At 58.0% G+C, this 15,464-nt stretch carries 9 protein-coding genes; 1 reads left to right on the top strand and 8 read right to left on the bottom strand.

The window, feature by feature from the left end:
- Positions 1-18 precede the first annotated feature (18 nt).
- Positions 19-1,311, top strand: a complete 1,293-nt coding sequence (locus PM04_RS03465) for a homoserine dehydrogenase (RefSeq protein WP_038003645.1) — start codon at positions 19-21, stop codon at positions 1,309-1,311.
- Here the strand turns inward: PM04_RS03465 and PM04_RS03470 are convergent.
- The 8 genes from PM04_RS03470 to PM04_RS03505 all read right to left on the bottom strand — a co-directional run bounded on the left by PM04_RS03470 (position 1,308) and on the right by PM04_RS03505 (position 15,291).
- The gene (locus PM04_RS03470) at positions 1,308-2,141 is read right to left on the bottom strand and encodes a metal ABC transporter permease (RefSeq protein WP_038003647.1); all 834 of its coding nucleotides are present in this window, start codon (positions 2,139-2,141) and stop codon (positions 1,308-1,310) included. The two genes, PM04_RS03465 and PM04_RS03470, sit on opposite strands and share 4 nt — an antisense overlap.
- A complete protein-coding gene (locus PM04_RS03475; RefSeq protein WP_052068421.1) occupies positions 2,138-3,034 on the bottom strand; it encodes a metal ABC transporter permease in 897 nt (298 codons plus the stop codon). The genes PM04_RS03470 and PM04_RS03475 overlap by 4 nt, the downstream gene beginning before the upstream one ends.
- A complete protein-coding gene (locus PM04_RS03480; RefSeq protein ID WP_038003649.1) occupies positions 3,027-3,938 on the bottom strand; it encodes a manganese/iron ABC transporter ATP-binding protein in 912 nt (303 codons plus the stop codon). Before PM04_RS03480 ends, PM04_RS03475 begins: the two co-directional genes overlap by 8 nt.
- Positions 3,935-4,819, bottom strand: coding sequence for a metal ABC transporter substrate-binding protein (locus PM04_RS03485; protein WP_038003651.1), 885 nt, complete (start codon positions 4,817-4,819; stop codon positions 3,935-3,937). Before PM04_RS03485 ends, PM04_RS03480 begins: the two co-directional genes overlap by 4 nt.
- A gap of 328 nt (positions 4,820-5,147) precedes the next feature.
- Positions 5,148-10,940: a DUF11 domain-containing protein gene (locus PM04_RS03490; protein WP_052068422.1), complete on the bottom strand. Its 5,793-nt coding sequence runs from the start codon at positions 10,938-10,940 to the stop codon at positions 5,148-5,150.
- 239 nt (positions 10,941-11,179) lie between these two features.
- Entirely contained in the window at positions 11,180-13,825 is a 2,646-nt protein-coding gene (locus PM04_RS03495) for an S-layer family protein (RefSeq protein ID WP_038003652.1), read from the bottom strand.
- A 66-nt stretch (positions 13,826-13,891) separates the two neighbouring features.
- Positions 13,892-14,416, bottom strand: a complete 525-nt coding sequence (locus PM04_RS03500) for a hypothetical protein (protein WP_052068423.1) — start codon at positions 14,414-14,416, stop codon at positions 13,892-13,894.
- Between the two features lie 254 nt (positions 14,417-14,670).
- Entirely contained in the window at positions 14,671-15,291 is a 621-nt protein-coding gene (locus tag PM04_RS03505; protein WP_038003654.1) for a response regulator transcription factor, read from the bottom strand.
- Between the last annotated feature and the right edge of the window lie 173 nt (positions 15,292-15,464).

Below are 15,464 nucleotides of genomic sequence, written 5' to 3' on the forward strand. Positions count from 1 at the left end.
CACACCATGGAGCCTCCAATGCGCAAAGACACTCTTCGACTAGGCGTTGTAGGTTTGGGAACGGTTGGCACCGGGACGGTCAAGATCGTCCAAAACCACGCCGCGATGCTGTCCGCGCGCACCGGCACCTCTATTGAAATCACGGCAGTGTCCGCGCGCTCGCGCAGCAAGGATCGCGGCATCGATATCTCTGCCTACGCGTGGGAGGATGATCCCGTCGCCCTCGCGAAACGCGATGATGTGGACGTGTTGGTTGAGTTGATGGGCGGCACAGACGGCCCCGCCAAAGCCGCCACTGAGGCTGCTCTTTCCTTGGGCAAAAGCGTTGTCACCGCGAACAAAGCGCTCCTGGCGGTTCACGGTCAGGCACTGGCAGAATTGGCCGAAGCAAACGGCGCGCAAATCCGGTTTGAAGCGGCAGTCGCGGGCGGTATCCCAGTCGTCAAAGCCCTGACAGAGGGGCTGGCCGCAAACGCAATGACCCGTGTGTTGGGCGTCATGAACGGCACCTGCAACTACATCCTCACCCGGATGGAAAGTGCGGGCCTGCCCTATGACACCGTGTTCCAAGAAGCCAATGATTTGGGCTACTTGGAGGCTGATCCTAACCTAGACGTGGGTGGCATCGACGCGGGCCACAAGCTGGCCCTGCTGGCCAGTATCGCGTTCGGCACACAGGTCGATTTCGACGCCGTGGCTCTTGAGGGGATTGGCGCGATCACCATCGAAGACATCAGCCGCGCCGCCGACATGGGCTATAAGATCAAGCTGTTGGGTCTGGCGCAGATGACCGACGCAGGTCTACAGCAGAGCATGCGCCCCTGCCTGGTGCCCGCCAGCTCACCCTTGGGCCAGTTGGAAGGGGGCACCAACATGGTCGTTCTCGAAGGCGACGCGGTCGGCCAGATCGTGATGCGCGGCGCGGGTGCCGGCGAAGGCCCTACGGCCAGCGCGGTCATGGCGGATGTGTGTGATCTGGCGCGCGGCATTGATCTGCCCGTGTTTGGCCAACCCGCCGCGTCCTTGGCAAAAGCGGCCCCTGCCGTATCGGCAACGCCCTGCCCCTATTACCTGCGCCTGACGCTGTGCGATGAACCTGGCGCGCTGGCACAGGTCGCCACCACGCTGGGCAACTCGGGCATTTCGATCGACCGGATGCGTCAGTATGATCACTCCGACGCAGATACGGCGCCCGTGCTGATCGTCACACACGCCTGCGCGCCCAATGATTTGGACCGTGCGGTAAGCGCGCTGACACAGATTGCGACGGTTGTAGGCGCGCCAGTCGCTCTGCAAATCCAGAACGTCTAAGCCCGGCGCGACGCAGCCTTGGTGGCCTGAACACGGTATGTGAAGGCCACCAAGAACAAAGCCGTCAGGATCAAGACAACGGTGGGCGCAGGGGCCACGTCGATAAAGAAGCTCGCGTATATACCCGTGATCATCGACAAGGTGCAAACGCTGACGGACACGACCAGCATCGCGCCAAAGCTGCGCACCACCAAAAACGCAATTGCCCCCGGTGTGATCAACAAGGCAATCGCAAGGATCAGCCCGACCGACGACAACGTCGCCACAATCACAAGCGACAAAAGCGTCAACAACCCGTAGTGCAAGACCTTCACAGGCAGCCCCATGGCCTGTGCTTGCGCTGGATCAAAGGCGTGCAACAACAGGTCCCGCCACTTTACCAACAACACCGCGCACACCCCGGCCGAGATCAGTCCTGCTGTCCATAAATCCGCCGTGCCGACGCCCAGCATGTTGCCAAAGAGGATGTGATCAAGGTGCGCATCCGACGGGAATGCTACAAACAGGATGATCCCAACGGCGAAAAACCCCGAAAACACGACCCCCATCACCGTGTCCTGTTTGACGCGGCTGTTTTCAGCCAAATAGCCCGTCAAAACCGCAGACCCCATGCCCGCCATGAACGCGCCCAAAATCAACGGCAACCCCGCGATATAGGCCAACACAATGCCCGGCAGGACAGCATGCGCCACCGCGTCGCCCATCAACGCCCAGCCCTTGAGCACCAAAAAACATGACAGCATCGCGGCCGGAGGCGCCACCAAAAGCGCAATCCAAAGGGCTTTTTGCATAAAGGCGAACTGAAAGGGCAGAAGGACCGTGTCGATCATTTGCTTGCCTCTAGCCGCGCATCGATGCCCACATGGACCGGATCCTCAATGGGACGTTTCAACGCCGCACGCGACTTGGCCCGGGATGCCAAAAGCCCGTGTTTCGGGGCAAAGACAAATGCCACGAGGAAGATAAGCGTTTGTAACGCCACGATGATCCCGCCCGTGGCCCCGTCCAGAAAGTAGCTCACGTATGCCCCGGCAAAGCTGGTCCCTGCCCCAATAGAAACAGACGTCATCAAAAGCCGCTCGAACCGGTCACACAACAGATACGCCGTCGCCCCCGGCGTCACGACCATTGCGATCACCAAAAACGCCCCAACAGTTTGCATCGCGGCCACAACGCTGGCCGACAGCAGGGTAAAGAAAATCACTTTCAATAGATCCGGCCGCAATCCAATGGATCGTGCGTGGTTTTCGTCAAAGAATGTCACCAAAAGGTCCTTCCACAAGACCAGCAACACCGTCAGGGAAACCGCCCCGATGATCACCAATTGCAGCGTATCTTCGGGTGTGATCGCGAGGATATTGCCCATAGTGATCGTTTGAACCGACACGGCGATCGGGTTGAGCGAAACCATGAACAGCCCCAACCCAAAGAACCCCGTAAAGATAATCCCGATAATCACATCGGATTTGAGGCCAGAGCGGTTGGACAAAAACAACATCGAGCCGGCCGCCAAGCCCCCTGCGATAAACGCCCCAAATGCGAACGGAAGGCCCAGCATATAGGCCCCCGCCACCCCCGGCACGACCGAGTGGGACAGCGCATCGCCGATTAGAGACCAGCCCTTTAGCATCAAATAAACGCTCAGGAATGCACAGACCGCCCCCACCAGCGCGCTCACCCACATGGCATTGACCATGTAGCTGTATGCAAAGGGCTCAAGCATCGCTTGAGGCCTTGCCCGCAGTTTTTTCGGCTTCTTTGGCAGGAGGCTCCGCATCGCGTTCGCCGTACATGACAAAGGGCCGTTCGTCGTCTGTAATGATCCGGACCTCGCGCCCGTCATCGTCGTCGTGCAGTTCATCCCCACCCAAGGTAAAGTGGCGCAGCACACCGCCGAACGCGCGCTCTAGGTTGGCGCGGGTGAAAATCGTTTCTGTCGGGCCATGGGCCAGCACGGTGCCCTTAACGAGGACCGTCCGATCACAAAACTCTGGTACTGACCCAAGGTTATGGGTCGAGACCAGCATCACACGTCCTTCATCCCGCAACTCACGCAGAAGTTTGACGATCTGTTCCTCGGTCTGCACATCCACACCGGTGAACGGCTCATCGAGTAAAATGACTTGCCCGTTTTGCGCCAAGGCGCGCGCCAGAAAAACACGCTTTCGCTGACCACCCGACAATTCACCGATTTGACGGTGACGGTAGTCGAGCATGTTCACACGCTCCAACGCTTGGGTCACGGCGGCGTGGTCCGCAGCGCGCGCCCGGCGCAGCATACCCATGTGGCCATAGCGGCCCATCATCACCACGTCCTCGACCAACACGGGAAAAGCCCAATCGACCTCTTCGGCTTGGGGGACATAGGCCACGATGTTGTCTTTGAGCGCCTGTTTCACCGTACGCCCCATCAGGGTGATCGTGCCACTTGCAGCGGGCACGAACCCCATGATCGCCTTGAAGAGCGTGGATTTGCCTGCCCCGTTGACCCCGACCAAGGCCGTCACCGTGCCGCGCGGTATCTCAAAGCTTGCGTGACGCAGCGCCGTGTGGCCGTTGCGGTAAGTGACAGTGACATCCCGAGCACAAATGCCCGATTGGTCGAAAGGGGCATTGGGCGATGTCATTCGGCGGTCAGACCTTTCACAACGGTTTGGGAGGTAACGCGCAGCAGATCCAGATACGTGGGCACAGGGCCGTCCGGTTCGCTAAGGCTGTCGACGAACAGGACGCCACCGTACCTAGCACCCGTTTCGCGCGCGACCTGCTCGGCCGGGGCGGTGTTTACCGTGCTTTCGCAGAACACGACGGGGATATCATTTGCCCGCACGCCATCAATCACCGCTCGCACCTGCTGCGGCGTGCCCACAGCGTCGGTATTCATGGGCCACAGATACAGTTCTTGCAGGCCGAAATCGCGTGCAAGGTAGCTAAAGGCGCCCTCACAGGTCACAAGCCAGCGTTTGTCCTGTTCGACCCCGGACAACTGCGCCCGCAAAGGTGCGAGAACGCCCTCAATCTCGGCCTTATAGGCGGCGGCATTTGCCGTATAGATCGCCGCATTGTCGGGGTCCGCGTCGGCCATGGCCGCGGCGATGTTATCAACATAAACCATCGCCGCATCCGCGCCGATCCAAGCGTGGGGGTTTGTTTTGCCCTGATATGAGCCGCTTGCAATCGCGATAGGCTCAATCCCGTCCGAGACTGTTACTGATGGGATATCCCCGAGGTTGGACAGAAATTGTTCGAACCAAAGTTCCAGATTGAGGCCGTTCCAAAGGATCAAATCCGCATCAACCGCGCGGCGCAAATCGCCGGGCGTCGGTTGATAGCCGTGGATTTCCGCGCCGGGCTTGGTGATCGAAACCACCTCTGCCGCGTCACCCGCAACATTCGCGGCCATATCCGCGATCACGGTAAAGGTTGTCACCACCTTTAGCTTATCATCTGCGAAAACCGGGGTGGCCATGAGGCCAAGAGCGAGGGTCGCTGAGGTCAGTCGGAACATTGTCTCTCCTGTCGCTTGGATCATAGTGTTTTTAAGAAGCATTTGCAAATAGGCAGGCCGAAGTTGCGAACGGATCGCAATAAGGAACAATTAGGGATGATTGACCAAGGTTCAAGTCCAAGTGCAGTCCAATAGCAAAAAGCATAAATGACAACGAGCACCGAACTACGCAAACGCATGCTAAGCAGCGGCACAACAGATGAGCGACCCGGCCCGCACCCGCTACGGCAGGCTTCTGGGGTTGTGTCCCCTGCCCGCTCACACCGGCTCAGCCCTTTAGCTTCGCACCCCAAAAACAGCCGCTAGGCTTACTCGCCTAGCGTCACCGTCAATTGTTCCAAAAACTGTCCAGCGCCGACGCGAGCCCTTCACCCAAGAGCAGCGTCAGCCGCAGGTATGCACCTTCTTGGTACAACTCCGACTGGCCCGAAACTTGGCCACTGCTGTGGTTATAGCCCAGCGCCATCAGCGTGCCTTCTGAGGGCGTAAAGCCCAACTCAAGACCCAACCCTTGGCTGGAATTGCCCGCGTCATCGAAAAGATACGCACCATTCACACCCAGTTGGAAACGGTCCTTCCAGAAGTCCAGCGCAAGACCCGCCTGCGCCAACTGCGTCGTTGCTTTGGCAGTCGGGCTACCTTGAATGTCCGCGCGCTGATGGCGGCCAGCGTATTTTCCGTTCAAGCGCAGATCATCTGTCGCTTCAAAGCTTCCGTCCACGGACCAAAGGTGCGTTTCGGTGCGCTCGCCCCGGTCTTCGATCTGCGCCTCATACCACGCCAAAACATCAAGCCGTGGGTCCGCGATCGGACGATATGCAGCCCCGACCCGCGCCCGAGTACGCAGCACGCGCGTGTCATTGCGGTTATCCAGCGCGACGCGCCCACGCGCGAGGATGGCCAAATCTGGTGTGGCCTGCGTGGCGAAACCAACGCTGGTGTAATGGGTGCGGCCAGTGTCTTCCCACGTTGTGTCAACATCCGCATCACCAACATACCGCTTCTCAGGGCCAGTCCACTTGAGCCCCAAAGCCAAGCTGGTCAGGGCGTCATCGCCGCTTTCGACTTTGCGAGAATGTTCCAGCCCTGCGCTGATCATCCAAGCTTCGCCAATGTTCCAACCCATATCGAGGTTCTGGATCACGGTCTCTTCAACTTCGGACGCAGTCTTGGTCAGCTCTGTTGCCCCCGAAAGCCAATCGTTGAACCTATACTCGCCGCCGACACGTACACGCGTAGTCATTCCGTTCGGCTCAAAGATCAGTTCAGCTTCCTCAAAGGTGCGCGCGCCATTTTCCAAATCGCGGTACACGCCAAAAACAAGCTTGGTATCCTGCGTGCCATTTCCAGCCACCGGCAGATGGAGGCGGGCTTCTGCCCGGGTGCCGGGTTGGTCTATCGGGGTCCAAACGCCACCCAAGGTGATGGCCGTCTCATTTGTCGTCCCCGTGGCACGGCTATCGCGTGAAACAGCCACACCGAACTCCCCAAGGAAGCCGTCATTGAAGCGGTGCCCATAGAGAGCTTCGAACGTCATGTCCTCCGTATCGCGCACTTGGTCCCGCGTGTATTCCGCGCTCAGCCCGAATGTTTTGCGTGCGCTCAATTCGGTGTCAAAAGACAACCGCACCTGAGAGGCACCGGCGCGCGTGATCCCATCGCCCGCATCAAAGTTGCGGCCCGCGTGGATTGCCTCAAATTGCAGGCGGTTCTGGCCGTCTTTACGCTCATAGAACAGGCGCGCTGCCTGATCGGTTTCACCAAGACCATCTTCGCTATGCGCAATTTCAGCCTCCCAGACGCCGCCGTTCAGGCGCGACTGGCGGACGTATGCAGCTCGCAGCCGGTTCCGTGTGTCTAGGCCACGCGTGCCATCAGAGTTCACCACACGCACACCGACTTCGGTATGATGGTTCAGCTGGTAGGCGGCCTCTCCGCCGTAAAGCCAGTAACGCTCGGCTTGATCGGCCTTCACCTCATAGGTCACGCGGGCAGAAACCGGATTGCCATCGAAATCAAACTGACGCAGCGGGATGTCAAAGGTGATCGTGTCGGTGAAATAGTTCAGCAGGTAGTCGGTGCCACGACGCAGGGGCGTCGTGGACAAGATATCTCCACCGTCAGCATCCCGCACAAGGATCTCAACCCGCTCAGAGCCTGTCACGTAGCCGCCCAATGCCAGATCGTAGGGTCCAGACACGCCGCGCCCCGCAATCTCAGCCACTTTTTGGGTCTGATCCGCTTGCACCGCAAAAGCGGACACCGACAGCCGTTCATTTTCCCAAAACACCTCTGTCCCGGTGGCAACACGGCGTTCGCCACCCAACTTGAGGGCCGTAGATTTTGGTTCAATCGCGATGTCACCATAAAGCATATAGGACTGACCGCGCTCAATTTTGACAAACAGATTGCTGGACGATTGCGCGTCAAAACCTGTCTCGGAGGTATCACCATAGACGGGGTAATACGCATCGCTGTCGATATCGCGGAACAGGCGATCTTCGGTGTCGCCATCAGAATCGTAACGCAGGGTGAGCAAGGCAGATCCAGCAATCGCCCCTTTGTAGTAAAGCGCCCCGTTCAGACCGGTTGTCGTATCTTCGAAATGGCTGAAACGATCCGCTTGCAGCAGTGAGCCATTGGCTCCGCCGCCCAAGGCCACGGCTCCCTCAATCACGCCGACCAAAATGCGGTCTTCCAAATTGGGCGTGAAGGTCACCTTTGCCTCGGCTTTGCCAAAGCCACTGATCGCAGCAATGGTTTCAGGGCCGGAGGCTTGGGGTGGGATCAAGTTCACAATCGCTTCACCGTTGTCGATGAACGTTTGCAGGCCAGGTGTTTCGGGGCGGATGTCCGTGACATCCCAGCGCGCATTCCGCGCCTGAAGCGTGACCACCGCAGACGCGGGCACAACCATACCAGAGGCATCAAGGATGCGGATCGCAACAGGGATCGGCGTATTGGGATCGGCGCTGGCAATCTTCGGCACCACAATGTCGATGTTTGCGGGCTCGCCCGGAGCAACAAGCGTGATAGAGGTGCGCTGCCGCTCGATCCCAAAGCCATCCCGGCCAATCAATGTCAGCGTGTTCGCACCCGCCCGCAGCTTGGTCGCAACAAATTGGGTGATCTGCACGTTGCGCGTCCGGGACAAGGCATGCTCACCCACGCGGTCTTGTGCAACAGGGGTGCCATTGATCAGAACCTTGAGGGACAGATCGGCAGGCCCTTTGACACGAAAACTATGCGTACGCGACGCGACCGCGCCAGTTTCGGGCACGTCCAAGAAACCGATCATGGGGTCCAACGTTTCCACCAGCTGCTCAAGCGTCGCTTGCGCGCGGGCCGCGTTTGTCGATGCCACCTCAGTGGATGTGTTCTCTTGCACCTTGTCGCCAATGATTTGGGTGGATGTCGCCGCACCCGCCTCGGATCGGGCAGTCACAGTGCGACGACCGTCTTGATTAGAGCCGAACGCCCGAGGGCGGGACAGGCCGGAATTGCCTTCCGCATCAAACTGGGCGCGGCGCTTTGCAACACTATCGAGGGTCGCTGGGGTGCACATGCCGGCTGCAAAGTTCTCAGCCCGCACTTCACCGCGCCGCAATGGCACAATCCGCGATCCACCGACACGCAGATCATTGGTGCGTGTCACTGCGACCTTTACGTTGGTTGGCAGGGTTTGACGTTGGATTTGCAGTGCATGGGTCACCGGACGCAGACCGCGCAGTGAGTATTTGCCGTTTTTATCGGTTACCACGAACAGGCCGTCTTGGGTCACCAGCCGCACACCAGGAATGCCCGGCTCGGATGCATCGCCTTGCAGGCCATTGCCGTCACAATCCATGAAAACGGTGCCAATGATCGTGCCCTCACGTGCGAAGACGCCAGAGCCATTGCTCAGCTCGACAACCGCACGAGCGGGTGGCGATTGGCGTAGCGTCCCTGCCCCAGCTTGATTGCCGCTCAGGATAGCCGCGTTTTCGAGTGCGCCTTCGGATGCAGCGGCGGAAATGCGTGTCAGATACGTCAACTCTTGGCTAGAGATCGGCATCAGATTGCCCAGATCAAATGTCAGTGTGCCGTCGGCCGCTACAGTCGGATCAGCAATCGGCTGGCCGTCCAGGCGGGCAGAGCCTTCGATAAAGCTGAGACCCATATCCGGCGTGTCCGCAACCTCAGCGTTGATCAGCGCCTGATACATGTTGTTCGAAACATCGAGGCTATAGCGCAGGAATTCACCGGTTGAGACCACATCCCGCTGTGCGGTTTTCGTAAGGGCAAGTGGGGTCGCATAAAATGGATCGAGCGGCAGGTCCGAAACGTAAACCCGTCCGCCATCATGCGTGAAGGGTGCCCCACGACCAGCGGGTGTCACGGTGCGCTCATACCCGGGCAAGGCTGGGCGCACGGTGGGAAAACGCCACTGCGGAGCATTTTCGATGTCAAAGCGGTACTCACCCGGCGCAATCCGGTCAAAGGCATAAAGCCCCTGCTGGTTGCTAACGGTCCGAGCGACCTCGGCGCCGCTAACGGCATCCAGCAAGACAACCGTGATATCTTCAATCGGTGTGTTATTCATTGCGTTGAACACGGTCCGGGCGTTGCCCATCTGCAAACTGGTCCTCATGCGGCTGATCCCGCAAAACGCGCTGGCTTCCACGGTATCGGCCACATTCACCGAGACCACAGAGTCGCCCGCAACCGTCTCAATCATTTCCGCAAGCGGGATCAGCGCAGTTTCAAAGACCCCGGTATCCCCCCCGGTTTCGCGCGCGAAAGCCGTTTCACGGTCACCGGTGGCCGCGTTCAGAAGCGTCACGAGCACGGTATCGATGTTGGCGGTTGTATTGCAGGCCGTCGCGTTCACAAGAACGCGCGCGTCGCTTTGCGTGTCTCCAAATCGCACAACGCTGCGCGTAATAGGGTCTACGAAAGAGATAGTGCCAGTGCCCTCAACAGGGGTCTGATACGTCACCGTATTGGAACGTTGGGTGTATGTCTCGGCCCCGGTCACGACGTAGGTCGCCGCTGTATTGTCGATATTCACTGGCGAAAGGCCCGCGTCGACCTGCACCGAAAAAGCCACATCAGCGGCGCGACCAACGGCAAAGTCGCCTTCGGCAAAAAAAGCAACTTCATCGACCAAAGCCGCAAATAAAGGGGCAGTACTTTCATAGGAGCGCGCAGGTGCGCCACGGCTGTGATATAACGCAGTCATGCCGCCCTGCGCCTCTATGGCTTCGAACATGGTGTTCATTGGCACGACATCCGTGATCAAGACACCTGCGGCAGGCACCCCATCGATCAAAATGTCTGCACCGTCTACCGCATCATAGGCAGGGATTGCCTGCTCCGAGTTGTTGCGCAGTTGCAGCTGATAGATCAGCGAAGTCCGATCCCCGGTGAACCGAACCTGTTGCTGTTTGCTCAACTCCAAAGCGGTATCCGTGATGGTCACCGTGCTTGTAACGTTCGCGCTGAGTTCAGGCGACACCGTTGCCGCGAGTGTTGCAGTCACGTTTTGGTCTGCGCGCGCGCCGGAGGACACGGCAAAAGCATAGATCAGGTTGGTCTGTTCAGACATCTCAAGCGAAAGCGTATCGCCTTGCGAAAGAGCTGGCTCTTGTGGGTCAATCACGCCGTTCCCGTTTACGTCGTGATAGAGCGTTGCCTCTTCAATCGAAGTCACATCGCCGGCCAGACTGATGGCTGGGGTAAATTCCAGATCTGTGTTGCCGGTATTGCGCACCTGGAACTGAAACTGCTCCAACGTACCGCGCGACAAGCGCAGTTCCATAGCGCCGCTCGCGTCAATTGCGGGCACAGGGGCCACGCGAGCGATGACTTCATTGGATTGAATGGTCTCACGGACCCCAATGGCTGGATTAAAATACGTGGCTTCGGCGACATTCCGGATCAGCGTATCGGCGGGTGCCAATTGAGCCTCGGTGCTTTGAGCGGTCCAGATGAACACAAAGGCGGCAAGGGCTAAGATTGGAAATGCCCATTGGGCGAGCAGATGAGCCGGTCCAAAGTAAGCGCCGCAAGATACAGTTTTTTGCGGCGCCTTCATGGCGTGACGGGTGCGGGTACGTCCAAAGTTTGTAAAATTCTGCATGGTGCCGCCCTTGGGAGTTTCCGGGTTTGGCAATCACGCATCACACCGGCTTTCGTCATTGGGGGTGTTTTGCCAGCGTACGGGGCAGCTTGCCGGGGGGCGAAGGGGTATGGCGCTGACGCAAACAGGCAGACGCCTACCCAAAGGGATAGTTCCCATTGGCAACAGGGGTCGAAAATGCAAAAACCCCCGCAAGCATGGCCTGCGGGGGTTTTGATTGACTGGCTATGTCGACGGTATCAGTTGTCGACTTCGACCGTGAACTCTAGGTCAACAGAGCCACCCGGCAGCACTTCTGCGTAGGTACCTGAAATGCTCGTGCTCGTGAGTGTTGGTGTCCCCGAGGGCGACATCGCCGCGTCACAATCCCCGGCACATTCGGTGATGGCGGTATAGGCCGGTGCGCTGTCGAAAATCTCCACATTCGTTGCCGCAAAGGCGCCCGTGTTTTCCGCAACAATGCGGTAGCGGATACATTGGCCCGGTTCCACGTCCTGACGTGTTTTGGTGAAGGTCCCGACGGTGCCGTCACAATGAGCGTCGATGTACTGGTACTTCTCGAGGGTGACATCGCCGGTCACAATCGTGATGGTATCCTCAACTGTGTTATCGCCGGGGGTGATGTCGCTACCCGTACCGTTCAGTGTCTCCCCCAAGCTCAACGTCGCCACTTCAGAAACACCTGCAGTCCCAGTTGACGGACTTTGCACCCGGTAAATCACGCTCAGCGTATCACCAGCAGCAAGGCCCGAAGGAAGATCGTCAAAGTTGTCGATCACTTCATCGCCTGCATCCACTGCGCCGTTGTTGTTCACATCCCTAAAGATCGCGCCCGAGAAGTTGCTAAACCCAGAAGCTGAAATCGTACCAGAGGTAATTGTGACGTTACCGTTGTTGGTGATGGTATGCGCAATATCAACGACCCCACCCGGAGAAGCTTGAACCGCCTGATCCGACACAATGCTCACGTCATAGATGTTGCGCACGCGGATGGCGTTCACGATGCGATCGGATTGACCAGAGACCGCACTTTGAACTTGGATATCAACCTCTGTATCCCCGGCCACGGCATCCTCTGCGGGGGTGACAATGACGCTAAAGGTGCCGGTGTCCCCGTTTGGAATGGTGCCAGTGTTGGTGATGATTGAGCCGGAAGCATCGCGGAACTCTACGGTCCAGCCCGCGGGCAACGGATTGGCCAGCGAGATATTGTAGCTGTCCGAAGTGCCGCCGTTGTTTTGAACGTTCATCTCAAAGGTGTAGGCGTCACCAGGCGCAATACCCAAAGACGGCGTGGTCTGGGTGCTGTCTTCGCTGACAAGCCAAGGATTAGATGATCCATCGCGTGGATTGGCCCCGTCACCTTCGCTGCCCGTTACATCATTTTCCAAATCCACGCTGGATGCCAGCACAGCACCCATGAAAGCCGCAACCGATGTATCGCTGGCTCCGGAGGCATCAGATTTCGTCTCAAGGGAGACCTGATACGTCGGCGTAGACGTCGTGCTGGCGGCAACTGGCGTCGCATCCGAGGGCAGCGTCGCGACCAGAGTAACCTTTGCGCTTTCGCTGATCGCGAGCGGACCCACGGAGCCAATCACAGGCGTGATCCCATCAGCACCCACAATGCGGAACGTGGTGCCTGCGGGATATGTATTGTTGCTATCGTCCAGCACCGAGACCGACAGGCTGTCAGACTGGTTGGATTCGTTGGTGATCACGAATTCTTGGCGGATCACCCCCCCTTGATACACATTGGTTGTCTCGGAAACGATGTCATCGCCGCTGGTGCCATCATCGGTTCCAGATGTCATAGACGCGTTGGGCGATTGGTCTGCGATGTCGACTTCGAATTCAGCATCAACAACGATTGTCGCGGTGTTTGAGCTCGGAAAATCAGTCCCTTCAACGGTTTGAGTCGCGGTGTTGGTGATGACGCCCGCATCCGCCGCGGATGTGATACGCGCTTGGAACGTCACGCTGCCCGTGCGGCCAGACGCAACCCGGTCGATGCTGAAATCGACCGTGTCATCATCGTTAAAGTTCCAGAAGATGTTGTTGCCGCTGCCGTTGGTCGCGTCGATATCGGAAAAGCTGTTGCCGTCGTTCAGAGCACCTGATGCATCGGACCAGCGTGCCGAGCCTGCGACATAGGCCAGACCATCGTCTAGTACGTCCGTCACTTTGTAGTTCGTGGCATCGACCAAACCTGTGCTGGAGTATGCCAGCGTGATTGTCACCAAATCCCCTGCGTCGATCCGGTTGTTGGCATTGTCGTCGGCAGCAACCATCGATTTGACAAGTTCAATGATCGCCCCGTTGGACACAGTCAAAGTATCGGTGTTGGTATCCGTGGTCCCGCTATCTAGCTGAGACGCTGCGGTCACGGTCATCGTATCTGTGCCACTGGCTGTGGACCCTGCTGTCGCCTCAATGATCAGGCCGAACTGCTCGCCGGGGGCAAGTAGCGGGGTCTCGGTGATCGGCGTTGCACTGTCGGCGACACCATCCATGTTCGCATCTGGATAGAACACCAAGTTTTGCGCATCAAACGCGCCTGTATCATTTTCCGAAACGCTCAGCGTGAAGGCATCTGCCCCGTTACCAACGTTGGTCACGATGTGAGGCAAGAAGGCCTTGCCGCCCGGAGCGATGTTATCTGATGTGTCGGATGTCAGTGTGACACCGGCAACCTGGCGGACAATCGTCTCGACTGTGTTGGAAGTGATCGTAATCGTGTCGCCAGCCGTGTTTTCGTAGGTGGCAACAGCTTGGTTGCCAATGACAGCACCTGCTTGTGGGGCGGCCTGCGCAGCCGCCGAAAACGCGGTGACCAATACTGCCGCTGCACTTACGGAGCGGATCAAGGTGGATTTATGTGTCATTCAATCAGTACCTTTTGAGGGGTGTTAGTATGGGGAAGAAGAAGAAAAGAAGAAGTCAGGCGCTGCTCAGTTGACCTGCACGCGGTAGCCATTGAGAGCGGTTTCTCCGGCGGCCAAAGGTGCATCCAAGGTCCACCGCACGGCGACGATCGCGTTGTTCGGCAGTGGCTCTTCGACAAGGGCGCCTTGGGCATCTGCCACACGCCGCATTGCGGGAAGGGCTGCCCACTCAAGTCCCTCTTGTTCGGGGTCAAGCTCGGCTTGGACTTCGAAACGGGCGGGTACGGAACTAAACTCAGCGGCCGGTTTGAGTGTCACACCGACTGGGACGGGTGCGCGAATAACAAGGCCTGCCAAGGGGGCATCGCTCGTGTTTTCGTGGCGCAAGGTATATTCAATCATTTCACCAGGTTCGACGTCATCACGTTCGATCTGTTGCTCTTGGCCCTGTGCATTCGTCTCGATGATCGTAAACGAAAAGTCGCTTTCGAGCGCTTGGGCCACAGCCGCATTCGCAAACACACACGTGGCGGCGGCAATCGTTAGGGCAGTGATGGCGGTGCGCCGGCGGATGGGAGAGCATTCAGACATATCGTGGTTCCTTCAAGACCGGCGAAACCGGGTTTCAAACATCGCATCGGGTTGCTGCGATGCCCTTGCAATCTGCCGGAACTGGATGGATTTTTTGGGGGCCGATGGGAGGGCAATGCCGTCCTGACAGGTCAAAGACTATTCTTTTGGGTACAAGAACGCCGCATCGTCCTGCACGGGGCAAGTACAACGAAAAACACGCGCACCTGATGGTACGCGTGTTGTATACTCAGCTATAGGAGGACGAGTGGCGGCTATGCAAAGCCCGCATCACGGGCAATCATGGCCGCATCGGTTCGGTTTTTCGCATCAAGCTTACGGCACAACGTTTTCACGTGCAGCTTGATTGTCGGTTCCTGAAGTTCCAAGTCGATGGCTATTTCTTTGTTGGACTTGGCAGCAAGCACACCGCGGAGCACCTGCCTTTCGCGATCTGACAGCGACTTTTCAAAATCAGTCTCGGGGGCATCGTTCTTGCCGGACATGAAATCGGCTGGCGCAAAAATCTCACCCATTGCCATGAATTTCACCGCGTTCACGAGGCTCTTGGCGGGCATTGTTTTGGGCAAAAACCCGGCGGCACCCAGATCCAGTGCTTGTTGCGCCACAAGCCGCGTACCCGTCCCGGAGATCAGACCAACAGGATTGCCACCGCTGATCTTCAAGGCTGCTTTAAGCCCCTCAAGTCCGCGCATACCAGGCATTGTGTAGTCAAGGAGAACCAAATCAAAAGCCCCATGCGACTTCATCAGCTTTAACGCGTCATCCAACGTCCCGGCCTGTATTACCTGCCCCGTCCCATCCGACTCCAGAAACATGGCAATCGTATCGCGGACCAATTCATGGTCATCGGCAACAAGAATTCTCAAACCCATGAGAGCGTCCTTTCGGTAGGTGCACAACGGAGTGTTCCGGGGGCCGGAACACGGGTCTGGGCCTGCCGAAACAAATTGTAAAACGACTGTAAGGTTAATCACTGTTCAGGAAAATTGAGCTGACGCAAGACACCTCACTCGAACGATACCTCGGGGTATCAAAGGTGCTTTCA

Source organism: Thalassobacter sp. 16PALIMAR09, assembly GCF_000765485.1.
In the GTDB taxonomy this organism is placed as follows: domain Bacteria; phylum Pseudomonadota; class Alphaproteobacteria; order Rhodobacterales; family Rhodobacteraceae; genus Thalassobacter; species Thalassobacter stenotrophicus.